At 66.5% G+C, this 25547-nt stretch carries 20 protein-coding genes and 3 pseudogenes; 15 read left to right on the top strand and 8 right to left on the bottom strand.

Going from position 1 to position 25547, the window contains the following annotated elements; all coding sequences use genetic code 11:
- Window positions 1-16: 16 nt before the first annotated feature.
- Window positions 17-781: a M15 family metallopeptidase gene (locus Atro_RS18550; protein WP_497924628.1), complete on the bottom strand. Its 765-nt coding sequence runs from the start codon at window positions 779-781 to the stop codon at window positions 17-19.
- 4 nt (window positions 782-785) lie between these two features.
- Window positions 786-2156 carry an exodeoxyribonuclease VII large subunit gene (gene xseA / locus Atro_RS18555; protein WP_497927708.1) on the bottom strand — a complete coding sequence of 457 codons (1371 nt, stop codon included), beginning with the start codon at window positions 2154-2156 and terminating at the stop codon, window positions 786-788.
- A 161-nt stretch (window positions 2157-2317) separates the two neighbouring features.
- Between xseA and Atro_RS18560 the strand changes: the two genes are divergently transcribed.
- Complete coding sequence (locus Atro_RS18560; RefSeq protein WP_497924630.1) at window positions 2318-2836, top strand: DUF2459 domain-containing protein; 519 nt, start codon at window positions 2318-2320, stop codon at window positions 2834-2836.
- On the top strand, window positions 2836-2973 hold the full coding sequence (locus tag Atro_RS18565) for a hypothetical protein (RefSeq protein ID WP_497924632.1): 138 nt from the start codon (window positions 2836-2838) through the stop codon (window positions 2971-2973). Before Atro_RS18560 ends, Atro_RS18565 begins: the two co-directional genes overlap by 1 nt.
- Before the next feature lie 169 nt (window positions 2974-3142).
- On the opposite strand, the gene Atro_RS18570 is transcribed toward Atro_RS18565, so the two are convergent.
- Complete coding sequence (locus Atro_RS18570) at window positions 3143-4120, bottom strand: D-2-hydroxyacid dehydrogenase family protein (RefSeq protein ID WP_497924635.1); 978 nt, start codon at window positions 4118-4120, stop codon at window positions 3143-3145.
- Between the two features lie 190 nt (window positions 4121-4310).
- On the opposite strand from Atro_RS18570, the gene Atro_RS18575 reads away from it, so the two are divergent.
- From Atro_RS18575 to tadA, 7 genes and pseudogenes are all read left to right on the top strand, one after another.
- On the top strand, window positions 4311-4889 hold the full coding sequence (locus Atro_RS18575) for a nuclease-related domain-containing protein (protein WP_497924637.1): 579 nt from the start codon (window positions 4311-4313) through the stop codon (window positions 4887-4889).
- A 92-nt stretch (window positions 4890-4981) separates the two neighbouring features.
- Complete coding sequence (locus Atro_RS18580; RefSeq protein ID WP_497927709.1) at window positions 4982-6118, top strand: DEAD/DEAH box helicase; 1137 nt, start codon at window positions 4982-4984, stop codon at window positions 6116-6118.
- Window positions 6119-6181: 63 nt separating this feature from the next.
- A pseudogene (guaB, locus tag Atro_RS18585) lies at window positions 6182-7650 on the top strand (IMP dehydrogenase).
- An 82-nt stretch (window positions 7651-7732) separates the two neighbouring features.
- Window positions 7733-9313 carry a glutamine-hydrolyzing GMP synthase gene (gene guaA, locus Atro_RS18590; protein ID WP_497924639.1) on the top strand — a complete coding sequence of 527 codons (1581 nt, stop codon included), beginning with the start codon at window positions 7733-7735 and terminating at the stop codon, window positions 9311-9313.
- Window positions 9314-9799: 486 nt separating this feature from the next.
- On the top strand, window positions 9800-10168 hold the full coding sequence (locus Atro_RS18595; protein WP_497924641.1) for a 2Fe-2S iron-sulfur cluster-binding protein: 369 nt from the start codon (window positions 9800-9802) through the stop codon (window positions 10166-10168).
- A 282-nt stretch (window positions 10169-10450) separates the two neighbouring features.
- On the top strand, window positions 10451-11821 hold the full coding sequence (locus Atro_RS18600; protein ID WP_497924643.1) for a multicopper oxidase family protein: 1371 nt from the start codon (window positions 10451-10453) through the stop codon (window positions 11819-11821).
- A 39-nt stretch (window positions 11822-11860) separates the two neighbouring features.
- Complete coding sequence (tadA, locus tag Atro_RS18605) at window positions 11861-12337, top strand: tRNA adenosine(34) deaminase TadA (protein ID WP_497924644.1); 477 nt, start codon at window positions 11861-11863, stop codon at window positions 12335-12337.
- Between the two features lie 9 nt (window positions 12338-12346).
- Here tadA and mltF read toward each other — a convergent pair whose 3' ends face one another.
- Complete coding sequence (mltF, locus tag Atro_RS18610) at window positions 12347-13816, bottom strand: membrane-bound lytic murein transglycosylase MltF (RefSeq protein WP_497924645.1); 1470 nt, start codon at window positions 13814-13816, stop codon at window positions 12347-12349.
- A gap of 149 nt (window positions 13817-13965) precedes the next feature.
- Here mltF and purL point away from each other — a divergent pair.
- Together purL and Atro_RS18620 are read left to right on the top strand one after the other, a co-directional pair.
- Window positions 13966-17861, top strand: a pseudogene (gene purL, locus Atro_RS18615) (phosphoribosylformylglycinamidine synthase).
- A gap of 114 nt (window positions 17862-17975) precedes the next feature.
- Entirely contained in the window at window positions 17976-18293 is a 318-nt protein-coding gene (locus Atro_RS18620; RefSeq protein ID WP_497924648.1) for an NGG1p interacting factor NIF3, read from the top strand.
- 64 nt (window positions 18294-18357) lie between these two features.
- On the opposite strand, the gene Atro_RS18625 is transcribed toward Atro_RS18620, so the two are convergent.
- Entirely contained in the window at window positions 18358-18861 is a 504-nt protein-coding gene (locus Atro_RS18625; protein ID WP_497924650.1) for a L,D-transpeptidase family protein, read from the bottom strand.
- A gap of 10 nt (window positions 18862-18871) precedes the next feature.
- Complete coding sequence (locus tag Atro_RS18630; protein WP_497924652.1) at window positions 18872-19447, bottom strand: NUDIX hydrolase; 576 nt, start codon at window positions 19445-19447, stop codon at window positions 18872-18874.
- 123 nt (window positions 19448-19570) lie between these two features.
- On the opposite strand from Atro_RS18630, the gene Atro_RS18635 reads away from it, so the two are divergent.
- From Atro_RS18635 to purT, 3 genes are all read left to right on the top strand, one after another.
- Entirely contained in the window at window positions 19571-20173 is a 603-nt protein-coding gene (locus Atro_RS18635) for a CoA pyrophosphatase (RefSeq protein WP_497924654.1), read from the top strand.
- A 74-nt stretch (window positions 20174-20247) separates the two neighbouring features.
- Window positions 20248-20436 carry a DUF1289 domain-containing protein gene (locus tag Atro_RS18640; RefSeq protein WP_497924655.1) on the top strand — a complete coding sequence of 63 codons (189 nt, stop codon included), beginning with the start codon at window positions 20248-20250 and terminating at the stop codon, window positions 20434-20436.
- 51 nt (window positions 20437-20487) lie between these two features.
- Window positions 20488-21669: a formate-dependent phosphoribosylglycinamide formyltransferase gene (gene purT, locus Atro_RS18645; RefSeq protein ID WP_497924657.1), complete on the top strand. Its 1182-nt coding sequence runs from the start codon at window positions 20488-20490 to the stop codon at window positions 21667-21669.
- 29 nt (window positions 21670-21698) lie between these two features.
- Here purT and Atro_RS18650 read toward each other — a convergent pair whose 3' ends face one another.
- Together Atro_RS18650 and Atro_RS18655 are read right to left on the bottom strand one after the other, a co-directional pair.
- On the bottom strand, window positions 21699-22985 hold the full coding sequence (locus Atro_RS18650) for an HlyC/CorC family transporter (protein WP_497924659.1): 1287 nt from the start codon (window positions 22983-22985) through the stop codon (window positions 21699-21701).
- A gap of 107 nt (window positions 22986-23092) precedes the next feature.
- Window positions 23093-23893, bottom strand: coding sequence for a cytochrome C assembly family protein (locus Atro_RS18655; protein ID WP_497924663.1), 801 nt, complete (start codon window positions 23891-23893; stop codon window positions 23093-23095).
- Between the two features lie 155 nt (window positions 23894-24048).
- Here Atro_RS18655 and ffh point away from each other — a divergent pair.
- Window positions 24049-25418 (top strand): annotated as a pseudogene (gene ffh / locus Atro_RS18660) (signal recognition particle protein); the annotation flags it as partial.
- Between the last annotated feature and the right edge of the window lie 129 nt (window positions 25419-25547).

Here is a 25547-nt window from a genome sequence, read left to right on the forward strand (position 1 = left end):
GTTCCGGCGCTTGGGTTCAGGAGGGGCTGGCGAAGCGTTCGGCCAGTTGCTGCCGCCACAGCTCTTCGAGGGTCGGCGGTGCGGTCGGGCCGTAGAGCGCTGCCGGCTGGCCGCGATACCAGGCCCACAGCTGGTCGCCATAGTCGTAGTGCCACCACTCGCTCGGCAGGTTGCTGAAGCCGGCCGCGAGCATGGCGTTGTGCAGCAGCCGGCGGCGGTCGCGGATCGCCAGCGCGACGCTGTCGCCGGCGGCCGCGCTCTCGTAGTGGGCGCTGAACGAGCGCGGACCGACTTCGTCGAAGCGCGAGCCCATGTCCAGCCAGCGGCCCTGGGCGTCGCACAGGGTCACGTCCACCGCGCCGCCGGTCAGGTGCGGGCTCGGTGCCTGCGGATCGCTGCTGGGCGGCGAGACGAACTGGCGGGTCAGGCGCTGCAGGGTCGCCGCGTCGGCCTGCGGATGGTGCTGCGCCATGGCCGCTTCCAGGGTGCGGTACAGGTGTTGCTGCACGGTGATCGGTCGCCAGCCGTCGAGCACCACCAGCGCCAGGCCGGCGGGTAGGCACTCGGCGGCGCGCAAGAGACGTTCGAAGACTTCCTGGCGTACCTGGCAGTCGTCGACCGCCTGGGGGATGCCGAGATGACGGTAGGCCGGGTAGACCCGCAGCGCGGGGGCCAGGCGCAGGCTGCTCAGCGCTTCGCCGCACTCGGCCACGGGGATGCGGGCGACCTGCGCCCAGTCGGGTTCGGCGAAGGCCGGGATCGCCTGGTTCGGCTCGTTCATCGGTTCAGTCCGGCTGCGGCAGGGAAGAAGAAGGGGCCTCGACCCGCAGGTCCAGCTCGCCCTCGGCAAGGCGCGCGTGCAGGCGCTGGCCGGGGCGGGTCTGGGCGGCGGCGCGGATCGCCCGGCCCCGGTCGTCGAGGAGGATTGCGTAGCCGCGGCCGAGGGTCGCCAGCGGGCTGACCGCCTGCAGGGTCTGCGCGGCGGCTTCCAGATGCTGGCGCCGCTCGCGCAGGGCGCCCTGCATGGCGCGCGGCAGGCGCTCGCCCAGATGCTCTAGGCGCTGGCGCAGCAGGCCGAGCAGGCGTTCGGGATGCCGGGCGGCGAGGCGGGTGTCGAGGCGCGCCAGGCGCTCGCTGCCGTCCTGCAGGCGGCGCTGCATGGCGCGCCTGAGGCGCAGTTCCAGATCGTCGAGGCGCTGGGCCTGCTGCTGCAGGCGCTCGCCGGGATGGCGCAGGCGCCGGCGCAGGCCGTCGAGCTGCAGGCGGCGGGCGGCGAGCAGGTGCTGCATGCGCAGCTGCAGGCGGCGCTGCAGGCCGTCGAGGCGGCGTGCGAGGTCGCTGCTGTCGGGGGCCAGCAGTTCGGCGGCGGCCGAGGGGGTCGGCGCGCGCAGGTCGGCGACGAAGTCGGCGATGGTCACGTCGGTCTCGTGGCCGACCGCGCTGACCAGCGGCGTCGCGCAGGCGGCGACGGCACGGGCCACGGCTTCCTCGTTGAAGCACCAGAGGTCCTCCAGCGAGCCGCCGCCGCGGGCCAGGATCAGCGCGTCGAAGCCTTGGCGGTCGGCCAGTTCGAGGGCATGGACGAGCTGCGCCACCGCCTCGCGGCCCTGCACCGCGGTGGGCACCAGGGTCAGCTCGACCTGCGGCGCGCGGCGGCGGAACACCGAGACGATGTCGCGGATCACCGCGCCGGTCGGCGAGCTGACGATGCCGATGCGCTGCGGATGGGCCGGCAGCGGGCGCTTGCGTCCGGCGGCGAACAGGCCCTCGGCGGCGAGCTTTTCCTTGAGCGCCTCGAAGGCCAGGCGCAGGGCGCCGTCGCCGGCCGGCTCGAGCAGATCGAGGATCAGCTGGAAATCGCCGCGCCCCTCGTACAGCGAGACCTTGCCGCGCACCCGCACCGCCAGCCCGTCGCGCAGGATCTCGCGCACGCGCAGGGCGTTCTGCCGGAACAGCGCGCAGCGCACCTGGGCCTGGCGGTCCTTGAGGGTGAAGTAGAGGTGGCCGGAGGCCGGGCGGGCGAGGTTGGAGATCTCGCCCTCGACCCAGACCTGGGCGAACACGTCCTCCAGCAGCACGCGGGCGCGGCCGTTGAGCTGGCTGACGGTGAGGATTTCCCGGTCGAGACCGAGGCGCTGGAAGGGATCGCTGAGCATGGCCGGCATGATAAGCCGCCACGGCGGCGGCGGGAACCGCGCTGGCACCTGCGTTCCGGCCTGGATGTAGCGGTGTGCTCATGGCGGAGCGGCTGTGAGGGCTGTGGTATTCCGGGCTTGTCCGTATCTTATGCTGAAGTACCGCTCATGAAAGCCATGCCATGAAGAATGTTCTTTCGGTGATAGTGTGGGTGCTTATCGCAGGCTGTTCGGCGAAACCGGCCGTGGTTCCCTCTTCCGAGGGCAGCGCGGGGAAGGGTGATAACGAAATATATATAGTGAGTCATGGATGGCATACGGGCTTCGTTGTTCCGGCCGAGGATGTGCAAAGACGGCTTCCCGAACTGAAGAAGCGGTTTGGAAACACGGCCTATATCGAGTTCGGCTGGGGGGACGAGGGGTTCTATCAGGCTGAGGAGGTCACCTCGGGGCTAGCGCTGAAGGCAATATTCTGGCCGAGCGAGTCTGTGATGCATGCGGTTGCTGTGCCGGTTGCGGCCGATGAGTACTTTTCCGGCCAGGAGATGGCGAAGTTGTGTCTCACCGATGGCGAGCTTCGATCATTGGTGGACTTTATCGAAGGCAGTTTTTACAAGGATGAAAGGGGAGAAATACGCAGGTTGGGAGATGGCATCTACGGGGATAGCCAGTTTTACAAGGGGTGGGTGAATATCACCTGATGAATACGTGCAACAAGTGGACGGCGAAGGGTTTGAGAAGCGCCGGAGTGGATATATTTCCTGCCTTCAAGTTGACTGCGGGCAGCATCATGAAGTCGATCGCGAAGATTGAGTGCAATACCCGATCAGCTCCCTGAGCGGTTGGTCTTGCCCAAGGGGCAACGGATCGAAAAGTCTTTCAACACCCTCTCCCCGCTGGGGGAAGCTGGCATCTTGGCCAACTTCCTTCTTCCCGGCTCCTCGGCTTTGGACTTCTGCATCCGTGCGGATGTTTCCCGTGCATGAAAGGGCGGAGTCCTCGTACGCCTAGTGCCCCGCCAGCACCTGCGGATTGGCCAGGTTGCGCGGCTCGCCGGCGAAGAACGCCAGCAGGTTGTCGAAGGCGTCGCCGAAGTACAGCTCGTATCCGTGCTTCTCGACATAGCCCAGGTGCGGGGTGCAGAGCAGCCGCGGGTGGTTCAGCAGCGGGTGGGCGGGGTCGAGGATCGGCTCCTGCTCGAACACGTCGAGGGCGGCGAAGCCCGGACGGCCGGCGTCGAGGGCGCGGAGCAGGGCGCCGGGGGCGATCAGTTCGGCGCGGCTGACGTTGACCAGCAGGGCGTCGGGCTTCATGCGCGCCAGGTCGTCGAAGCCGACGATGTGCCGGGTGGCGGGCGCCAGACGCAGGTTGAGGCTGAGCACGTCGGCCTCGGCGAAGAACGCCTCGCGGGATTCGGCGGCGCGGTGGCCGTGGGCGACGGCGGCCTGGCGCGAGGCCTCGCTGCCCCAGACCAGCACCGGCATCTCGAAGGCCTGAGCGTAGCGGGCCAGACGCTGGCCGATCTTGCCATAGCCCCAGATGCCCAGGGTCAGTCCGGCCAGGCGCTCGCCGAGGTTGGTCTGCCAGCGGCCTTCGTGAAAGGCGGCGATGGCCGGCAGCAGCTGGCGGCGGGCGTTGAGGATCAGTGTCCAGGCCAGTTCCGCCGGGGCGACTGGCGAGCCGCGCCCTTCGGCCACGGCAACGCCGTGGCGGGTGCAGGCGTCGAGGTCGAGGTGGGCGGCGATCTTGCCGGTCTGGCTGATCAGCCTGAGCCGGGGCAGGCGGGCCAGCAGGGCTTCGTCGATGCGCGTGCGCTCGCGGGTCAGCACCAGCGCGTCGGCATCGGCGAAGCGCGCGGCGAGATGCTGCGGATCGCTTTCGGCGTCGTGGAGGATTTCGACGCTGTGGCCGGAGTCGCGCAGGCGGGCGAAGCAGTCGAGGCGGCGGATGACGTCCTGGTAGTCGTCGGGAATGACGATGTGCATGGGCTGGTTCCTTGGCGGGTGGGGCCGAGTTCTAGCAGAAGGGGGTGGGCTCGTCACGGTCGGCAGCGTCTCCGGCCCGCGGCGATCCGCTGGCGAAATGAGACGCCTGTATCATAAATCCTCTACCATGAGCGGCTTTCGTTCCGTCCCGCCAGGGCGGAATCTGTCGCACCGGATACCGGGAGCCGCCATGGCCATATTCATTCCGCCGCTCGGCGCCTGTCTTGCCCGCCTGACGGCAGGGCAACGGCAGGTCGCCCGCCTGCTGCAGGACAGCCTCGCCGACGACTGCCTGGTCTGGTGCGGCCTGCCTGCCGGCGCGGCGCGGCGCCAGCCCGACTTCGTCGTCCTGCATCCCGAGCGCGGCCTGCTGTTTCTCGAGGTGCGCGACTGGACGGCGGGCAGCCTCAAGCGGATGTCCCGCGCCGCCTGCACCCTGGAGACCGCCGAGGGGCGCCAGGAGCTGGTGCATCCTCTGGCGCTGGGGCGGCAGTTCGCCGTGCAGGCGTTGCAGGAGCTGCTGCGCAGCTCGACGTTGCGCCGGGGCGAGGGCAGCGATGCCGGCCGGCTGGCCTGCCCCTCGGCTGGGGCCTGGTGTTCAGCGACATCGCCCGCGCCCAGGTGGAGCGGGGCATCCCGCGCGAGGTGCGCGAGCGGCTGTTGCCGGAGTGGCAGGTGCTCTACCGGGACGATCTGCGCGAGGCTGCCGCCGAGTCCTTCGGACAGCGCCTGTGGCGGATGGCCGGACCGGGCTTTCCCTGCCGGCTGACGCAGGCGCAGGTCGAGCGCATCCGCTGGCACCTGTTTCCCGAGCTGCGCATCGGCACCGACGGGCTGCCGGCGCCCGACGGCACGCGGCTCATGGATCTGCAGCAGGAACGGCTGGCGCGCAGCCTGGGCGAGGGGCAGCAAGTCATCCACGGCGCGGCCGGCTCCGGCAAGACGCTGGTCCTCGCTTACCGTTGCCTGGCGTTGGCCCGGACGCTCGACAAGCCGGTCCTGATGCTGTGCTTCAACAGTGCCCTGGCGGCCAAGCTGCGCCGTTTCGCCGAGGCGTGCGGCCTCGGCGCCCGGGTGCAGGTCCATCATTTCCACGACTGGTGCGAGCGGCAGCTCGAGACCTGGCGGGTCGAGACGCTGGAAGACGAGGACGAGTACTACTGGGGACCGGTCGACGCGGTGATCGGCGCGGTGGAGCGCGGGAGGATCCCGCGCGGCCAATACGGCGCCCTGCTGATCGACGAGGGGCACGACTTCGAGCCGGAATGGCTGGCGCTGCTGACCCGAATGGTCGATCCGCGAAGCGGCTCGCTGCTGTTGTGCTACGACGATGCCCAGGCGATCTACAAGAAGCGTTCGGCGCAGGGCTTCAGTCTGGCCGGCGTCGGTATCCAGGCGCGGGGCCGCCCCGGCGTGCTCCGACTCGACTACCGCAACACCCGGGAGATCCTCGCGTTCGCCTGGCGTCTGGTGAAGGAGCACCTGCCCGAAGGCAAGGGCGACATTCCGCTGGTCGAGCCGCAGGCGGCCGGGCGGACGGGGCCGCTGCCGGTGGTGCGGCGCTTCGAGCGGCCGGCCGGGGAGATCGAGCATGCCGCCCGCTGCCTGCAGCAATGGCATGCCGAAGGGGTGGCCTGGAAGGACATGGCGGTGCTCTACCCGGGCGGCGGCGCCGGCCAGGCGATGGGCGAGGCGCTGGCCGAACTCGGCGTTCCCCACGCCTGGCTGGACGGCGGCGAGACCGGCGGCGAGGCAACCGAGCGGGTGGCGATCATGACCATCCACCGCAGCAAGGGCCTGGAGTTTTCCCGGGTGGTGCTGCTCGACGCCTCCTTCGTGGCGCCGGGCGAGGAGGCCGACAGCTCGCTGCCCGAGCGGGTGCGGCTGCTCTATGTCGGCATCACCCGGGCCAGGCAGCAGCTGCTGGTCGGCTTCCACCGCAGCAACGCGATTGCCCGGGCGCTGAGCGGAGGCGAACTGAGCCGCTACGCACATTGAGCCGGGATGGGGGGCTGGGTATAATGTCGCGCTTCCATTTTTTCCCGCCTGGGAGCCCCCGCCATGCTGCGTATCAGTCAAGAAGCCCTGACTTTCGACGACGTTCTTCTGATTCCTGGATATTCCGACGTACTGCCCAAGGATGTCAGTCTCAAGACTCGCCTGACGCGCGGCATCGAGCTCAACATTCCGCTGGTGTCTGCCGCCATGGACACCGTCACCGAAGCCCGTCTGGCCATCGCCATGGCCCAGGAAGGCGGCATCGGCATCATCCACAAGAACATGACCATCGACCAGCAGGCCGCCGAGGTGCGCAAGGTCAAGCGCTTCGAGGCCGGCGTGCTGCGCGACCCGATCACCATCGACGCCGACGCCACCGTCCGCGACCTTTTCGACCTGACCCGCCAGCACCACATCTCCGGTGTGCCGGTGCTTTCCAACGGCGATCTGGTGGGCATCGTCACCTCCCGCGACGTGCGTTTCGAGACCCGCCTGGAGGCCAGGGTGCGCGAGGTGATGACGCCGAAGGAGCGCCTGGTCACCGTCCGCGAGGGGCCGACAAGGAAGAAGCCCGCCAACTGCTGCATAAGCACCGCATCGAGCGCGTGCTGATCGTCGACGACGCTTTCCGTCTGAAGGGCATGATGACCGTCACCGACATCGAGAAGGCCAAGGCCTACCCGCTGGCCAGCAAGGACGACCAGGGCCGCCTGCGCGTCGGCGCCGCGGTGGGTACCGGCGCCGAGACGCCGGACCGGGTGGCCGCGCTGGTCGCCGCCGGGGTCGACGTGGTGGTGGTGGATACCGCCCACGGCCACTCCAAGGGCGTGATCGAGCGGGTGCGCTGGGTCAAGCAGAACTTCCCCGAGGTGCAGGTGATCGGCGGCAACATCGCCACCGGCGAGGCCGCCCGGGCGCTGGCCGAGGCCGGCGCGGACGGCGTCAAGGTCGGCATCGGGCCGGGCTCGATCTGCACCACGCGGATCGTCGCCGGGGTCGGCGTGCCGCAGATCAGCGCCATCGCCAACGTCGCCGCGGCGCTGGAGGGCAGCGGCGTGCCGCTGATCGCCGACGGTGGTATCCGCTTCTCCGGCGACCTGTCCAAGGCCATCGCCGCCGGTGCCTACTGCGTGATGATGGGCTCGATGTTCGCCGGCACCGAGGAGGCACCGGGCGAGGTCGAGCTGTTCCAGGGCCGTTCCTACAAGGCCTACCGCGGCATGGGTTCGCTGGGCGCCATGGCGCAGAGTCAGGGCTCGTCCGACCGCTACTTCCAGGACTCCTCGGCCGGCGCCGAGAAGCTGGTGCCGGAGGGTATCGAGGGGCGCGTGCCGTACAAGGGCGCGCTGGCGGCGATCATCCACCAACTGATGGGTGGCCTGCGCGCCTCCATGGGCTACACCGGCAGTGCCGATATCGAGACGATGCGCACCCGGCCGCAGTTCGTGCGCATCACCGGCGCCGGCATGGCCGAGTCGCATGTGCACGACGTGCAGATCACCAAGGAAGCGCCGAACTATCGGGTGGGCTGACTTCCAGCTTGCTTGAGATCTCGACACGGGGCTGTTTGATTCAGCCCCGTGTCGTTTGTGAATTCCGCCAAGAGAGATGGCCATGGCCCACCAAGATATCCACGCCCACCGGATCCTGATTCTGGATTTCGGCTCCCAGTACACCCAACTGATCGCCCGCCGGGTGCGCGAGATCGGCGTCTATTGCGAACTGCATCCGTTCGACATGAGCAACGAGGACATCCGCGCCTTCGCGCCGCGCGGCATCATCCTCGCCGGCGGGCCGGAATCGGTGCACGAGGCCGACAGTCCGCGCGCGCCGCAGGCGGTGTTCGACCTGGGCGTGCCGCTTTTCGGCATCTGCTACGGCATGCAGACCATGGCCGAGCAGCTCGGCGGCAAAGTGCAAGGCTCGGACCTGCGCGAGTTCGGCTATGCCCGCGTCGACGTGGTCGGCAAGGCGCGCCTGCTCGAGGGCATTGAGGACCACGTGGACGACGACGGCGTGCTCGGCCTCGACGTGTGGATGAGCCACGGCGACAAGGTCACCGAGATCCCCCCGGGCTTCCACGTGCTGGCCAGCACCCCGAGCTGCCCGATCGCCGCCATGGCCGACGACAAGCGCTGCTACTACGGCGTGCAGTTCCACCCGGAAGTGACGCACACCAAGCAGGGGCTGCGCATCCTCTCCCGCTTCGTGCGCGAGATCTGCGGCTGCGAGGCGCTGTGGACTCCGTCCAACATCGTCGAGGACGCCATCGCCCAGGTGCGCGCCCAGGTCGGCGGCGCCAACGTGCTGCTCGGTCTTTCCGGCGGCGTCGACTCCTCGGTGGTCGCCGCGCTCTTGCACCGCGCCATCGGCGACCGGCTGACCTGCGTGTTCGTCGACAACGGCCTGCTGCGCTTGCACGAGGGTGACCAGGTAATGGCCATGTTCGCCGAGAACATGGGCGTCAAGGTGATCCGCGCCGACGCCGAGGCGCAGTTCCTCGACAACCTGGCCGACGTGTCCGATCCGGAGCAGAAGCGCAAGATCATCGGCCGCACCTTCATCGAGGTGTTCGACGCCGAGGCGGCCAAGCTCGAGGGCATCAAGTTCCTCGCCCAGGGCACCATCTACCCCGACGTGATCGAGTCGGCCGGCGCCAAGACCGGCAAGGCCCATGTGATCAAGTCCCACCATAACGTCGGCGGCCTGCCGGAGGAGATGAACCTCAAGCTGGTCGAGCCGCTGCGCGAGCTGTTCAAGGACGAGGTGCGCAAGATCGGCCTGGAGCTGGGCCTGCCCTACGACATGGTCTACCGCCACCCGTTCCCCGGCCCGGGCCTGGGGGTGCGCATCCTCGGCGAGGTGAAGAAGGAGTACGCCGACCTGCTGCGTCGTGCCGACCACATCTTCATCGAGGAGCTGCGCAACTTCGACTGGTACCACAAGACCAGCCAGGCCTTCGTGGTATTCCAGCCGGTGAAGTCGGTCGGGGTGGTCGGCGACGGCCGTCGCTACGCCTGGGTGGTCGCCCTGCGCGCGGTGGAAACCGTCGACTTCATGACCGCGCGCTGGGCGCATCTGCCCTACGAGCTGCTGGAGAAAGTCTCCAACCGCATCATCAACGAGATCGACGGTATCTCCCGCGTCACCTACGACGTGTCGAGCAAGCCGCCGGCCACCATCGAGTGGGAGTGAGGCTACGGCCTGCGCCTCGCACTGCCAACGTCCGTCCTTTGTTGTTTGCCGCCGACGCCCCGCGGGCGTCGGCGGTGCCCTCCCGATCCGTTCCCGCGTCGATGCCTTCCGTTTCGGGCAGGTCATGCTTTCTTTTCTTTCCTGATGTTGTAACGGCGCAAAGCGCTGTCGAATATAGCGTTGCATTTGAGAATTAGATGCAAGTAAGAAATATATAAAGTTTCAGCGATACAGTTGCGAAGTTATTTAGTTGCCTGGCTAATTATTTGCAGCGAAACTTTTTTCGAAAAATTCCCATGATTAAAGTCATTGTATTGGTCGATATCTGTAAGTACTATCGTCCTCACAGTCCTTGAGGATAAAGGGCTGCCTCTACAGTGACTTGCAGCATTCAGGAGTTATTGTGTGGTGTTGTCATGCTTCCGTAATTCAACTTGGCGGAGGCATGTAAGTTGGTCCGGTAATTCATTACGAAAGGATTTTTGTATGGCTACGATTTATTTCTCTTCGCCGCTCATGCCGCATAACAAGAAAGTCGAAGCAGTCGCCGGCAAGCGTTCCACGCTGCTGGGCGTTGCCCAGGAAAACGGCATCAAGATTCCTTTCGAGTGCCAGGATGGCAACTGCGGTTCCTGCCTGGTCAAGATCACCCACCTCGATGGCGAGCGTATCAAGGCCATGATGCTGACCGACAAGGAGCGGAACGTGCTCAAGTCCGTCGGCAAGCTGCCGAAGTCCGAAGAGGAGCGCGCCAACGTGCGCGACCTGCCGCCGACCTACCGTCTGGCTTGCCAGACCATCGTCACCGACGAAGACCTGCTGGTCGAGTTCACCGGAGAACCGGGCGGCGCCTGATCGCCTCGGTTTTCCCCGGAAACCCCATGGCCGCGACGGCCATGGGGTTTTTCGTTTCTGGGGCGGGCAGACGCCCTTTTGCCGCCATCTACCAGTCGTATAGGCCAGCCGAGCCAGGCCTATGACCGCTTGAATGCTTGTCGCGTCCTGCCAGTCGATGCGGCGATGGCTGATCTTGCGGGATAATGAGAAACTGTTTCATCCATAATCCACTGCCGAATACCGCGCCCACGATCGACCGCCCGATACTGGCCGTGCCTTGCCGGGCAGGAGACTGACTTCATGAGCTTTACCCGCAGACAGATGCTCGCCGGCCTTGCCGGCGTTTCCGTGCTCGGCCTGGGCGCCGGCGGTGTGCGCTACTGGCTGGGCCGGCCGGACGAGGCGAAAACCCACGATTACGAGTTGATCGCCGCGCCGCTGGATGTGGAGCTGGTGCCGGGATACAGGACCTCCGCCTGGGCCTACGGCGGCCAGGCTCCCGGGCTGGAGCTGCGCGCACGGCAGGGCGACTGGCTGCGGGTGCGCTTCGTCAATCGCCTGCCCGAGCCGACCACCATCCACTGGCATGGCATCCGTCTGCCGCTGGAGATGGATGGCGTGCCCTACGTGTCGCAACTGCCGGTGCAGCCGGGCGAGTACTTCGATTATCGCTTCCGGGTGCTGGATGCCGGCAGTTTCTGGTATCACCCGCATACCGCCAGCGGCGAGCAGCTCGGCCGCGGGCTGGTCGGTCCGCTGATCGTCGAGGAGCGCGAGCCGACGGGGTTCCGGCATGAGCGTACGCTGAGCCTGAAAAGCTGGCATGTGGACGGGCAGGGCGTTTTCGGCGCATTCAGCGTGCCGCGCGAGGCGGCCCGCGGCGGCACGCCGGGGCGGCTGACCACGGTCAACGGCAAGGCGCTGCCGACCCTGGAGCTGCCCGCCGGACAGGTCGTGCGCCTGCGCATTCTCAACCTCGACAATACCCACACCTATCGCCTCAACCTGCCGGGCGCCGAAGCGCGCATCTACGCGCTGGACGGTCACCCCGTCGTGCCGCGTCCGCTGGGCGAGGAGTACTGGCTGGGGCCGGGCATGCGCATCGAGCTGGGTCTCCGGGTGCCGGCGGCCGGGATGGAGCTGCCGGTGCGCAATGGTCCGTTGCGCCTGGCGGCCCTGAAAAGCGTGGCCAGCGACGAGACGCCCGGCGACTGGCCGGCCGCGCTGCCGACCAATCCCGTCCCCGAGCCCGAGCTGGACGGGGCGGAGAGCCTGCGCTTCAACTTCGAATGGGCCGGCGCCCTATCGGCGGACACGGAGCAGGGCGGGGCCTTCAAGTTCTGGCAGATCAACGGCCAGGCCTGGGACATCAAGGATCGCAGCTGCGCCGAACGGCCGATCGCCACCTTGCAGCACGGCCGCAGCTACGTCTTCGAGTTGCGCAACGTCAGCCAGTACCAGCATCCCATCCATCTGCACGGGATGGCTTTCAAGGTGCTGGATTCCAACCGCCGGAAGATCATCCCGTATTTCACCGACACCTATCTGCTGGGGCGCAACGAAACCGCCCGGGTCGCCCTGGTGGCGGACAATCCCGGGGTGTGGATGTTCCACTGTCACGTCATCGACCACATGGAGACGGGGCTGATGGCGGCGATCCGGGTGGCATAGGGCGGCAACCCTTTCTTCGATTCCGACTTGTGCCTATTTATGAAGAATCCGCAGATCATCGACCGTAGTCAGGACGAGCGTTTCATGCGCGAGGCGCTGCTCCTCGCCGCCGAAGGGGCCGGCCTGGGCGAGGTGCCGGTGGGCGCCGTGCTGGTGCAGGAGGGCGAGATCGTCGGGCGCGGCTTCAATTGCCCGATCTCCCGCCGGGATCCCAGCGCCCATGCCGAGATGGTGGCGATCCGCGCCGCCGCTGCCGCGCTGGACAACTACCGGCTGCCCGGCAGCACCCTGTACGTGACGCTCGAGCCCTGCAGCATGTGTGCCGGGCTGATCGTCCATGCGCGTGTCACCCGGGTGGTATTCGGCGCCAGCGAGCCGCGCGCCGGGGTGGCGGTCAGTCGCGGGAGCTTCTTCGCCCAGGCGTTTCTCAACCATCGGGTGCTGGTCGAAGGGGGGCTGCTGGCGGAGGAGTGCGGGGCGATGCTCACGGCCTTCTTCAAGGCGCGGCGCGGTTGAGGGCGGGTTCTACAGCTTCGGCTTCTCGGCCGGCGGCTCGCCCTTCGGCAGGCCGGGCACGTGCAAGCCGCTTTCGGCGATGCGCGAGCCCTCCATCTGCGGCTGGGTCACCCAGGTGAGGATGTCGTAGTAGCGGCGGATGTTGGCGACGAAGTGCACCGGCTCGCCGCCGCGGGCGTAGCCGTAGCGGGTCTTGCTGTACCACTTCTTCTCCGCCAGGCGCGGCAGCATCTTCTTCACGTCCAGCCACTTGTCCGGGTTCAGGCCCGCGGCCTTGGCCAGCTTGCGGGCGTCGTCCAGGTGGCCGCTGCCGACGTTGTAGGCGGCCAGGGCGAACCAGCTGCGGTCGGGCTCCTGGATGCTCTCCGGCAGGCTCTGATGGACATGGATGAAGTATTTGGCGCCGCCGTGGATGCTCTGCCTGGGATCCAGGCGGTTGGCCACGCCCATCGCTTCGGCGGTCCGCTGGGTGAGCATCATCAGGCCGCGGACGCCGGTCTTGGAGGTGGCGCTGGGCTGCCACTGGGATTCCTGGTAGCCGATGGCGGCCAGCAGGCGCCAGTCGATTCCCTGTTTCTTCGCCGCTTCGTGGAAATGCTGTTCGTAACGCGGCAGGCGCTGCTGCAGGTGCTGGGCGAAGGTGTAGGCGCCGACATAGCCGAGCACCTCGACATGCCCGTAGTAGCGTTCCTTCAGCTGCTGCAGGATGCCCTTCTTCTGGGCCTGGGCGAGGAAGGCGTCGACCTTCTCCAGCAGGCTGCGATCGTTGCCGGGAGCCACCGCCCAGCTCAGCGTGCGGGCGTCGCCCAGGTCGAAAGCCACGCGCACGTTGGGGAAATACACCTGGTTCATCGCCAGTTCGTTGGAGTCGACCAGGGTCAGGTCGATCTGGCCCTCGTCGACCATGTGCAGCAGGTCGGCGATCTCCAGTTCGGCGGTTTCCTCGTATTTCAGCTCCGGCAGTTGCCGCTTGATCTCCGCCAGTTGATCGGCATGGCTGCTGCCCTTGAGGACCAGGATGCGCTTGCCGACCAGGTCCTGCGGCCGGGTGGGGCGGCGCTGGCCGTTGCGGTAGACGACCTGCGGGGTGACGTCCATGTAGGGGCGGGAGAACAGCGCCAGGCGGCTGTGCGCCTGGCTGGGGATCAGTCCGGGGGTGGCCAGTTCGGGCCCGTTGGGCTGGTTGAGCAGGACGAAGATGGCGTCGATGTTGTCCGCGGTCTCGATCTGCAGGCCGACGCCGAGATCGTCGGCGAAGCGCTTGACCAGTTCGTATTCGAAGCCGGTTTCGCCGTTGCGGTCCTGGAAATAGGTGGCCGGACTGTTGCGGGTGACGACCCGCAGCACACCTTCCTCCTGTACGCGCTGAAGGGTCGACGGCCGGGGAGACTCGCTGCAACCCATGAGCATCAGGAAAAGTAAGGTCGGCAACAGCCGGCGTTGGGCGCGGCGCCCGCGGAGCGCGGTTCGGTCGGTCATGGCCGTAGTATACGCAATTCGACAGGCGAGTGGCGCGGCCGTCGGCGGGCTGGCGGCCGCGGCTCTGCCGGCCTGGCGTCCTTAGCGTCCGGCGTCTCCATGGAGTAGAATGAGCGGCTTCCAAGCTCCCCTCCGAGGCTGTTCCGACGATGTTGATCCTGCGCGGCGCTCCCGCCCTTTCCACTTTCCGTCACGGCAAGCTGCTCGATCAGTTGACCCAGAAGGTCCCCGCCGTCAGCGGGCTGTATGCCGAGTTCGCCCATTTCGCCGAAGTGACCGCCGCCCTTTCCGGCGACGAGGAGAAGGTGCTGGCCCGCCTGCTCGAGTACGGCCCCAGCGTGCCGGTGCAGGAGCCCGTCGGCCGGCTGTTCCTGGTCTTGCCGCGCTTCGGCACCATCTCGCCCTGGTCGAGCAAGGCCACCGACATCGCCCGCAACTGCGGCCTGGCCAAGATCGAGCGCCTCGAGCGCGGCATCGCCTACTACGTCGCCGGCACGCTGTCCGAGAGCGACGCGCAGACCGTCGCCGCGGCGCTGCACGACCGCATGACCCAGCTGGTGCTGGACAGCCTCGAGCAGGCGGCCGGTCTGTTCAGCCATGCGCAGCCCAAGCCGCTGAGCGTGGTCGACGTGCTCGGTGGCGGGCGGGCGGCCCTGGAGAAGGCCAACCTGGAACTGGGCCTGGCCCTGGCCGAGGACGAGATCGACTACCTGGTCAAGAGCTTCACCGAGTTGGGGCGCAATCCCCACGACGTCGAGCTGATGATGTTCGCCCAGGCCAATTCCGAGCACTGCCGGCACAAGATCTTCAACGCCAGTTGGGACATCGACGGGCAGGCGCAGGAAAAGTCCCTGTTCGGCATGATCAAGAACACCTACGAGCTGCACCGTGAGGGCGTGTTGAGCGCCTACAAGGACAACGCCTCGGTGATCGTGGGCTTCACCGCAGGGCGCTATTTCCCCGACCCGGAAACCCGTCAGTACGGTGCCAGCCAGGAGCCGGTACACATCCTGATGAAGGTGGAGACGCACAACCACCCGACCGCCATCGCGCCTTTCCCGGGCGCCTCCACCGGCTCCGGCGGCGAGATCCGCGACGAGGGCGCTACCGGCCGCGGCGCCAAGCCCAAGGCCGGTCTGACCGGCTTCAGCGTCTCCAACCTGAACATCCCCGGCTTCGAGCAGCCCTGGGAGCAGCCGTACGGCAAACCCGAGCGCATCGTCAGCGCCCTGGACATTATGATCGAGGGCCCGCTGGGCGGCGCCGCCTTCAACAACGAATTCGGCCGCCCGGCGCTGACCGGCTACTTCCGTACCTTCGAGCAGAAGGTCGGTTCTCCGCGTGGCGAGGAGGTGCGCGGCTACCACAAGCCGATCATGCTCGCCGGCGGCATGGGCAACATCCGCGCCGAGCACGTGCAGAAGGGCGAGATTTCGGTCGGCGCCAAGCTGATCGTGCTCGGCGGCCCGGCCATGCTGATCGGCCTGGGCGGCGGCGCGGCTTCCTCGATGGCCACCGGCGCCAGCTCGGCGGACTTGGACTTCGCCTCGGTGCAGCGCGACAACCCGGAGATGGAGCGTCGCTGCCAGGAGGTCATCGACCGCTGCTGGCAGCTGGGCGAGGCCAACCCGATCAAGTTCATCCACGACGTCGGCGCCGGCGGCCTGTCCAACGCCTTCCCGAGCTGGTCAACGACGGCGGCCGCGGCGGTCGCTTCGAACTGCGCAACGTGCCCAACGCCGAGCCGGGCATGAGCCCGCTGGAAATCTGGTGCAACGAGTCCCAGGAGCGCTACGTGCTATCCGTGGACGCGGTCGACTTCGAACGCTTCAAGGCCATCTGCGAGCGCGAGCGCTGCCCCTTTGCGGTGGTCGGCGAGGCCACCGAGGAGCGCCGCTTGACGGTGGGCGACAGCCATTTCGCCAACGATGCCGTGGACATGCCGCTCGATGTGCTGCTCGGCAAGCCGCCGCGCATGCACCGCAGCGTCAGCCGCGAGGCCGGGCAGGGCGATGACTTCGCCGCCGCCGCACTGGGTATCGGCGAGGCCGTCAGCCGCGTACTGCGTCACCCGGCGGTGGCCAGCAAGAGCTTCCTGATCACCATCGGCGACCGTTCGATCACCGGCCTGGTGGCCCGCGACCAGATGGTCGGCCCCTGGCAGGTGCCGGTGGCCGACTGCGCGGTGACCGCCACCAGCTTCGACGTTTACACCGGCGAGGCCATGGCGCTGGGCGAGCGTACCCCGCTGGCCCTGCTGGATGCCCCGGCCTCCGGACGCATGGCCATCGGCGAGACCCTCACCAACCTGGCTGCCGCGCGCATCGAGAAAATCTCCGACATCAAGCTGTCGGCCAACTGGATGGCCGCTGCCGGCCACCCGGGCGAAGACGCGCGCCTGTACGACACCGTGAGGGCGGTCGGCATGGAGCTGTGCCCGGCGCTCGGTCTCACCATTCCGGTGGGCAAGGACTCCATGTCGATGAAGACCCGCTGGCAGGAGGTGGGCGAGGACAAGAGCGTCACCGCGCCGCTGTCGCTGATCGTCTCCGGCTTCGCCCCGGTGCAGGACGTGCGCTGCACCCTGACCCCGCAGCTGCGCCTCGACAAGGGCGAGACCGACCTGATCCTGATCGACCTGGGGCGCGGCCGCAACCGTCTGGGCGGCTCCATCCTCGCCCAGGTGTACGGCAGGCTCGGCCGCGAGGTGCCGGACGTCGACGACGCCGAGGATCTCAAGGCTTTCTTCGCGGTGGTCCAGGGGCTGAATGCCGACGGCCATCTGCTGGCTTACCACGACCGCTCCGACGGCGGTCTGCTCGCCACCGTGCTGGAGATGGCCTTCGCCGGCCACTGCGGTCTGAGCCTTTATCTCGATGGCCTGGCCGATGATCACGCCGGCGTGGCCGGCACGCTGTTCAGCGAGGAGCTGGGGGCGGTGATCCAGGTGCGCCAGGATGCCACGCCGGAAGTGCTGGCCCAGTTCAACGCGGCCGGCCTCGGCGACTGCGTGGTGGTGATCGGCCGACCGCTCAGCGGTACCGACGTGACCATCAGCTTCAATGGCGAGACGGTGTTCGCCGCCGAGCGCCGCGTGCTGCAGCGCCAGTGGAGCGAGACCAGCTACCGGATCCAGCGCCTGCGCGACAACGCCGACTGCGCCGATCAGGAGTTCGACCTCATTCTCGAGGAGGACAACCCCGGGCTGTCGGTGAAGCTCTCCTTCGACGTCGAGCAGGACATCGCCGCGCCCTACATCAAGCGGAGCGTTCGCCCGCAGGTGGCGATCCTCCGCGAGCAGGGGGTCAACGGCCAGGTGGAGATGGCGGCGGCCTTCGATCGCGCCGGTTTCGCCGCGATCGACGTGCACATGAGCGACATTCTCGCCGGGCGTGTCGATCTCGCCGAATTCAAGGGGCTGGCGGCCTGCGGCGGCTTCTCCTACGGCGACGTGCTCGGCGCCGGTGAGGGCTGGGCCAAGTCGATCCTGTTCAACGCCCGCGCCCGCGATGCCTTCCAGGCCTTCTTCGAGCGCAAGGACAGCTTCGCCCTCGGCGTGTGCAACGGCTGCCAGATGATGTCCAACCTGCACGAGCTGATTCCCGGCACCGAGTTCTGGCCGCACTTCGTGCGCAACCGCTCGGAGCAGTTCGAGGCGCGGGTGGCCATGGTGCAGGTGCAGGAGTCGGCCTCGATCTTCCTGCAGGGCATGGCGGGGTCGCGTCTGCCGATCGCCATCGCCCATGGCGAGGGACACGCCGAGTTCGAGAGCGAGGAGGCCTTGCTCGAGGCCGATTTGTCCGGCTGCGTGGCGCTGCGTTTCATCGACAATCTCGGCAAGGTCACCGAGCGCTATCCGGCCAACCCCAACGGCTCGCCGCGGGGGATCACCGGACTGTCCAGCCGCGACGGCCGCGTCACCATCATGATGCCGCACCCGGAACGGGTGTTCCGTGCCGTGCAGAATTCCTGGCATCCGGAGGCCTGGCAGGAGGATGCAGGCTGGTTGCGGATGTTCCGCAACGCCAGGGTCTGGGTGGACTGACCGGGCGGTGCTGTTTTCCGGGAGGCGCCGGAGCTGTTCCGGACGCGCCCTTCATCACCGGGGGGCGGTCGGGTGCTGTGAGCTCCGGCCTGTCTCGCCTTAGGGGGGATTCCGATGTACAAGCTGTGCTTTTACGTACCGGAGAGTCATGTGGAAACGGTCAAGGATGCCGTGTTTGCTGCCGGAGGCGGGCGTATCGGCGCTTACGACAGTTGCTGTTGGCAAGTCCTGGGGCAGGGGCAGTATCGCCCGCTCGAGGGTAGCCGGCCCTATCAGGGGCAGACCGGCAAGCTGGAGCAGGTGGCCGAGTGGAAGGTGGAGATGGTGGTTGCCGACGAATGGATTCATGACGCCGTCAAGGCGCTGAAAAAGACTCATCCCTACGAAACGCCGGCCTTCGAGGTCTGGCGGCTGTCCGACATGCAGTTCTGACCCTGTTCAGGCTGCACGCAGGCCCCGGCTCGCCAGCGGCGAGTCGGGGCTTTGTCTTTCGGGCTCAGGGGCGGATTTCGATCAGGGTGCCGTCCCTGACCAAGCTCCAGACTTCGCGCATGTCGTCGTTGCGCATGGCGATGCAGCCTTCGGTCCAGTCGAGTCCGTGGAAATACCACTCGGGGTAGTGCTCGTCCAGGGGGGTGCCATGCAGCATGATCATGCTGCCGGGTGGCACGCCCTCGGCACGGGCGCGCGCCTGGTCGCGGACGTTGGGATAGGAAATGTGCATGGACAGATTGAACTTGTCGCTGGTCTTGCGCCAGTCGAGCCAGTAGAGGCCTTCCGGGGTGCGCTGGTCGCCTTCGCGCAGCTTGGGGCCTCTGGGCTGCTTGCCCAGGGAGACCTTGTAGGACTTGAGGGGCTGCCCTTTGCTGAGCAGCTGCAGCTTGCGTTCGGATTTCACCACCAGCACCTTGTCGACGATTCGCTCATCGCCGGCAATGGGTACGCTGGCTTGCGAGAGAGTGGCAAAAGACAGGCAAAGGAATGCAAGCAACCGGCGCATCGAAGGTTCCCTATCTGCGATCAGGATTGTTCCGTGGATTCGTCAAGAGTGTGTGCAAGGGCGCAAGCGGTTCGTTGCGCACCGGGTAGAGCTGCCGAACCCGGTCCTTGAAAAAATATTCTAGGGTATGACCGACCGTCGGAAAAGCCAGCTCCGGCCAGGGGATCTCGGTCTCGTGGAACAGTCGTACCTCAAGGCTTTCCGCGCCGGCGGCAAAGTTCGCGTCGACCAGGCGGGCGCGGAAGAATACATGCACCTGCTGGATGTGCGGTAGATCGAAGAGGGTATACAGCTCGAGCCCCTCGACGCGCGCACAGGCCTCCTCCAGGGTTTCCCGGGCCGCCGCCTGCTGCATGGTTTCGTCATTCTCCATGAACCCGCCGGGCAGCGTCCAGAAGCCATGGCGTGGCTCGATGGCACGCCGGCACAGCAGGACCTGCTCGCGCCAGAGCGGCAGGCAGCCAGCGACTATCTTGGGATTCTGGTAATGCACGGTGCGGCAGGCGGGGCAGACGAAGCGCGGACGATGATCGCCGCTGGGTGTCTGCCAGTTCAGCGGGTTGCCGCATTGGCTGCAGAATTTCATGGGCTTTCCTGAGCGTCGTTACCGGCCGGCCGCCGCGATGGCGCAGGCGGGGCGGGGCGGGGCTTGGGCGGGCTGTGCGGTTCGTGTCATGATGCGTTCATGGAGTAAAGATAGAGAATGACGATGCAGGAAGATCTACTCCGACGCGTGCGAAACTATTCGCCCCGGCGCCTGAATGCCGATGGTCGCTTTCCCGAGGCGGCGGTGCTGATGCCGATCACCCGCAGTGACGAGCCCGAACTGGTGCTGACCCTGCGCGCCAGTGGTTTGTCCACCCACGGCGGCGAGGTGGCCTTTCCCGGCGGGCGCCGCGATCCGGAGGATTCCGACCTGGCCTGCACCGCCCTGCGCGAGGCGGAGGAGGAGATTGGGCTGCCGCCGGGGCTGGTCGAGGTGGTGGGGCCGCTCAGTCAACTGGTGTCGCGTCACGGCATCCAGGTGACGCCATACGTGGCGTTGGTGCCCGACTATGTCGAATATCGGCCCAACGACGGCGAAATCGCCGCAGTTTTCTCGGTGCCTCTGGTTTTCTTCTGCGACGACCCGCGGGAAACGACCCACCGCATCGATCATGAGGGGCGCAGTTACTATGTGCCCTGCTACCGCTACGGCCCGTACAAGATCTGGGGGTTGACGGCGATGATGGTGGTCGAGCTGGTGAACCTGCTGTTCGATGCAGGTATCGAGATCGGGCATCAGCCGGCGAGTTTCGTCGAGCTGAGCTGATTACGAGACGATGGCAGCCCGGTCTCCGCGTGTCCGATGCGCGGAGACGGCCGGGGTGTCGCGCTGGAAGAGTGATGAACGACGAACGCCCCGTCCCTTCGCCCTGCGTGCAGTTGTGCGCGCTGGACGACAACGACGTCTGTCTTGCCTGCCTGCGTACGGTGGACGAAATCAGGCGCTGGCGACGATTGGACAATTTCGAGCGCCGTCAGATACTGGCATTGTGTGCCGAACGGGCCCGCGCCAAGGGCCTGCTCTCCTAGGTTGCCTCTGTCCGCTGTGCGGACAGGCCCCCCTCATGTGAAGGAAACCTCATGTCCCGTATTGGAACTCCGCTGTCGCCGAGTGCGACCCGTGTATTGCTTTGTGGCTCAGGCGAACTAGGCAAGGAAGTGGTTATCGAATTGCAGCGCTTCGGTGTGGAGGTGATCGCCGTGGATCGCTATGCCAATGCGCCGGCCATGCAGGTCGCTCACCGCAGCCATGTGATCAACATGCTCGACGGCGCGGCCTTGCGCGCGGTGATCGAGCAGGAGCGGCCGCACTACATCGTGCCGGAAATCGAGGCCATCGCCACCACGACCCTGGTCGAGCTGGAGAGCGAAGGCTTCACGGTGATTCCCAGCGCGCGCGCGGCCCACCTGACCATGAACCGCGAGGGCATTCGCCGTCTGGCGGCAGAGGAGCTGGGACTGCCGACGTCGCCCTACCGGTTCGCCGACAGCTTCGAGGAGTACCGCGCGGCGGCAGAGGCGCTCGGTTTCCCCTGCGTGGTCAAGCCGATCATGAGCTCCTCCGGCAAGGGGCAGAGCCTGCTGAAGGGACCGGAGCAGCTGCAGGCCGCCTGGGACTATGCCCAGGAGGGCGGGCGTGCCGGCAAGGGGCGGGTGATCGTCGAGGGGTTCATCGACTTCGACTACGAAATCACCCTGCTGACCGTGCGCCATTCGGGCGGAACCACCTTCTGTGCGCCTATCGGCCACCGTCAGGAGAAGGGCGACTATCAGGAGTCCTGGCAGCCTCAGGCGATGACGGCCGCGGCGCAGGCCGAGTCCGAGCGTATCGCTAGGACGGTCACCGAGGCGTTGGGCGGGAGCGGACTGTTCGGCGTCGAGTTGTTCGTCAAGGGCGACCGGGTCTGGTTCAGCGAGGTTTCGCCGCGTCCCCACGACACCGGCCTGGTGACGCTGATCTCCCAGGACCTCTCCGAATTCGCCCTGCACGCGAGGGCCATTCTCGGCCTGCCGATCCCGACGATCCGCCAGTACGGGCCGGCCGCCTCGGCGGTGATCCTGGTCGAGGGGCAGTCCCGCGAGGTGAGTTTCGCCAATCTGGGCGGGGCGCTAGCCGAGCCGGATACGGCGCTGCGCCTGTTCGGCAAACCGGAGGTGGCGGGACAGCGGCGGATGGGCGTGGCTTTGGCACGCGATGTCTCCGTCGAGGCTGCACGACAGAAGGCAGCGCACGCCGCGCAAGCGGTCGAGGTGCAACTGTAGCAGCTCCGAGTCGCGCGCGAGCAGGCCGTTCACTCGGCCGTCGGCGCCGACGGGAGGCGTGTTCCAGTCTCCCAGATCCGCACGTTTTTCACTCGGTTCTCCATCGTCTCGAGAATCTCCAGTCGATAGGGGCCGATGCTCAGGCAGACCCCGCAATCGGGAATGCTCTGCAGGGCCTCGGTGATCAGTCCGTTGAGGGTACGCGGACCGTCGCTCGGCAACTGCCAGCCGAGCGCCTTGTTCACCTCGCGTATGTGGACGGCACCATCGATGATCTGGGTGCCGTCCCCCTGCGGCTGAATGTCCGGGGCGGGCAGGCTGTCACGGTTGGTGAACTCGCCGACGATCTCCTCCAGGATGTCCTCGAGCGTGACGATGCCCTGCACGTCGCCGTATTCGTCGACCACTATGGCAATGCGCCGCTTCTGCTGCTGGAAGTGGATCAGTTGGGTGGCCAGCGGCGTGTTTTCCGGAACGAAGTAGGGCTCCTGGCAGACTGCGTACAGATTTTCCTTGGTCAAGCGGTTCTCGGTGAGCAGGCGGGCGATGTGGCGCATGTGCACCACGCCCTCGACCTGGTTGATGTCGCCACGAAATACCGGCAGGCGCGTGTGGGAGGTGTTGCACAGCTGCCGGGCGATCTGTTCCAAGGTTTCGTCCAGGTCGATCCCGACGACTTCGTTGCGCGGGATCATGATGTCGTTGACGCTGACTCTCTCCAGGTCGAGGATGCCGAGCAGCATGCCCTGCCGGTTCAGCGGTAGAGTCTGTCCGGACTCGTGAACCATGTTGCGTAGCTCCTCGCTGGTCAGGCTCTCTTCACCAAGGCTATGCGGGATGATGCCGGCTAGTCGGGACAGGCCTTTGCTGATCCAGCCGAGCAGGATCAGGAGCGGGTTGAGGAGCTTCTGCAGCTGCGCCAGCGGCAGGCTGAAGGGGTAGGCCAGCAGTTCCGGGCGTATGGCCGCCAGGGCCTTGGGGATGATCGTGCCGACGACCGACAGGGCCAGGGTCAGGCCGAGGATGGCGATGGCAATGCCGGCCTCGCCCCACAGCCGTAGAGCCAGCAGGGTGGCGATGGCGGAGGCCAGGACGGTGACGAAGGTGTTGCCGATCAGAACGGTGCCGAGCAGGCGATCAGGACGTTCGAGCAGCTTGCTGGCGCGCCGGGCGGCGCGATGGCCCTTCTTGGCCTTTTGGCGCAGGCGATGCCGGTTGAGGCTGATCAGGCTTGTCTCGGTGCTGGAAAAAAACGCCGAACACAGCAGCAGGAAGAGCAGCAGGCCAATCAGGTAACCGAAGGGCAGATCTTCCATGGGCGTTTTATGGCGCGTTCAGGAGGGCGGGGCATGTGTTTTCGCCGCCTTGCCCGATGCCAAGGGGACTATCCGCTCGCTGTCGGATGCACTTCCGAAGCGGGGCGCTACACATGCACGATGAATTCGCGGACCAGCTTGCTGCCGAAATAGGCGAGCATGAGCAGGCAGAAGCCGCTCAGGGTCCAGCGGATCGCCGTGTGCCCGCGCCAGCCGAGGCGATGGCGGCCGATCAGCAGGGCGGAAAAGACCAGCCAGGCCAGGCAGGCGAGGAGGGTCTTGTGCACCAGATGCTGGGCGAACAGGTCGTCGAGGAACAACCAGCCGGAGACCAACGACAGCGAGAGCAGCCCCCAGCCGGCCCAGAGAAAGCTGAACAGCAGGCTTTCCATGGTCTGCAGCGGCGGAAAGTTGCGGGTCAGGCCGGAGGGGTGCTTGTGCTTCAGTTGGTGGTCCTGCAACAGCAGCAGCAGGGACTGAAACATGGCGATGGTGAGCATGCCGTAGGCGAGGATCGACAGCAGGATATGGGCGAGGATTCCAGGTTTCTCGTCGATTCCCTGCAAGGTACCGACTGGCATGAACTGAGCCAGCAGCACGGTGAGCGCGCTCACTGGCAGCAACAGCAGCAGTAAGTTCTCTACCGGCATGTAGCAGCTGGCGAGCAGGGTCAAGGCGACCACTGCCGCGGCGATCAGGCTGGAGGCATTGAAGAAGTGCAGGGTCAGTCCATTGGAGCCCAGCAATTGCAGCACTAGGCTGAGGCTGTGAGCGATCAGCGCGAGGATGCCCAGCAGGAGCAGCAGACGTTTGTCCGGCAGGCTGCGTCTGGCCAGGCGCATGCCCTGGTAGAGCGTGGCGGAGGCATATAGACCGGCGGCGGCGAGGCTGGGCAGCAGTGGGTGCATGAGTCCGTGTCTGGCAGGTCCTAAAGCCCGAGTGTGGCATATAAGGGGCTTCTCACGAAAGACCGCCAGCGGTGTCGGCTCCGGGTGCCTTGGTTTATAATTGCCGACCCGCTGCAAGCCCACCCTGGGCTCTTCAGAGCCTGAAAGGAACGCGCATGTTCGAAAACCTTACCGATCGCCTTTCCCAGACCCTTCGCCATGTCACCGGCAAGGCCAAGCTGACCGAGGACAACATCAAGGACACGCTGCGCGAGGTGCGCATGGCCTTGCTTGAGGCCGATGTCGCGTTGCCAGTGGTCAAGGAGTTCGTCAATCGGATCAAGGAGCGGGCCGTCGGCACCGAGGTCTCGAAAAGCCTGACCCCGGGGCAGGCCTTCGTGAAGATCGTCCGTGCCGAACTGGAAGAGCTGATGGGCGCGGCCAACGAGGATCTGGCGCTGAATGCGGCGCCGCCGGCGGTGGTACTGATGGCCGGCCTGCAGGGGGCGGGCAAGACCACTACCGTAGGCAAGCTGGCGCGTTTCCTCAAGGAGCGTCGCAAGAAGTCGGTTCTGGTGGTTTCCGCCGACATCTACCGTCCGGCGGCGATCAAGCAACTGGAAACTCTGGCTGGGGAGGTCGGTGTCACCTTTTTTCCCTCCGATGCCAGTCAAAAGCCGGTGGATATCGCCCAGGCGGCGATTCGCGAGGCTCGGCTGAAGTTCATCGATGTGGTGCTGCTGGATACCGCCGGCCGTCTGCATGTCGACGCCGAGATGATGGAGGAGATCCGGCTCCTGCATGCGGCCGTCAAACCGGTCGAGACTCTGTTCGTGGTCGATGCGATGACCGGCCAGGATGCCGCCAACACCGCCAAGGCCTTTGGTGACGCCCTGCCGCTGACCGGCGTGGTGTTGACCAAGGTGGATGGCGATGCGCGCGGCGGCGCGGCCCTGTCGGTCCGTTACATCACCGGCAAGCCGATCAAGTTCATCGGCATGGGCGAGAAGAGCGAGGCTCTGGAGCCCTTCCATCCGGATCGCATGGCTTCTCGCATCCTCGGCATGGGCGACGTGCTCAGTCTGATCGAGGAAGCCGAGCACAAGCTCGATCGCGAAAAGGCCGAGAAGCTCACCAGCAAGCTGAAGAAAGGCAAAGGCTTCGATCTGGAAGACTTTCGCGACCAGCTGCAGCAAATGAAGAACATGGGCGGGCTCGGCGGGCTGATGGACAAGCTGCCGGCCATCGGCGGCATCAACCTGGCGCAGATGGGCAATGCCCAGGGCGTGGCGGAGAAGCAGCTGATGCAAATGGAGGCGATCATCAACTCCATGACCCCAGCCGAGCGCCGCGATCCGGACATGATCAGCGGTTCGCGCAAGCGTCGCATCGCCCTGGGCTCGGGCACCCAGGTGCAGGATGTCGGGCGACTGATCAAGCAGCACAAGCAGATGCAGAAGATGATGAAGAAGTTCAGCGCCAAGGGGGCATGGCCAAGATGATGCGAGGCATGAGCGGCATGTTCCCGGCGGCCGGCTTCCCAAGGTCTAGCGGACCGGCCCGGTTGCTCCGCTTGTCTGGTCGGCCCAGGGAGCGGAGCTTGAAGGGGGCGTTTCGTAGGATGGTTGGTGAAAAGCCGTTTGCAAAACGGCGCATAACCTTTAGAATATGCGGC

The sequence above is a fragment of the Azotobacter tropicalis genome, from assembly GCF_059739045.1.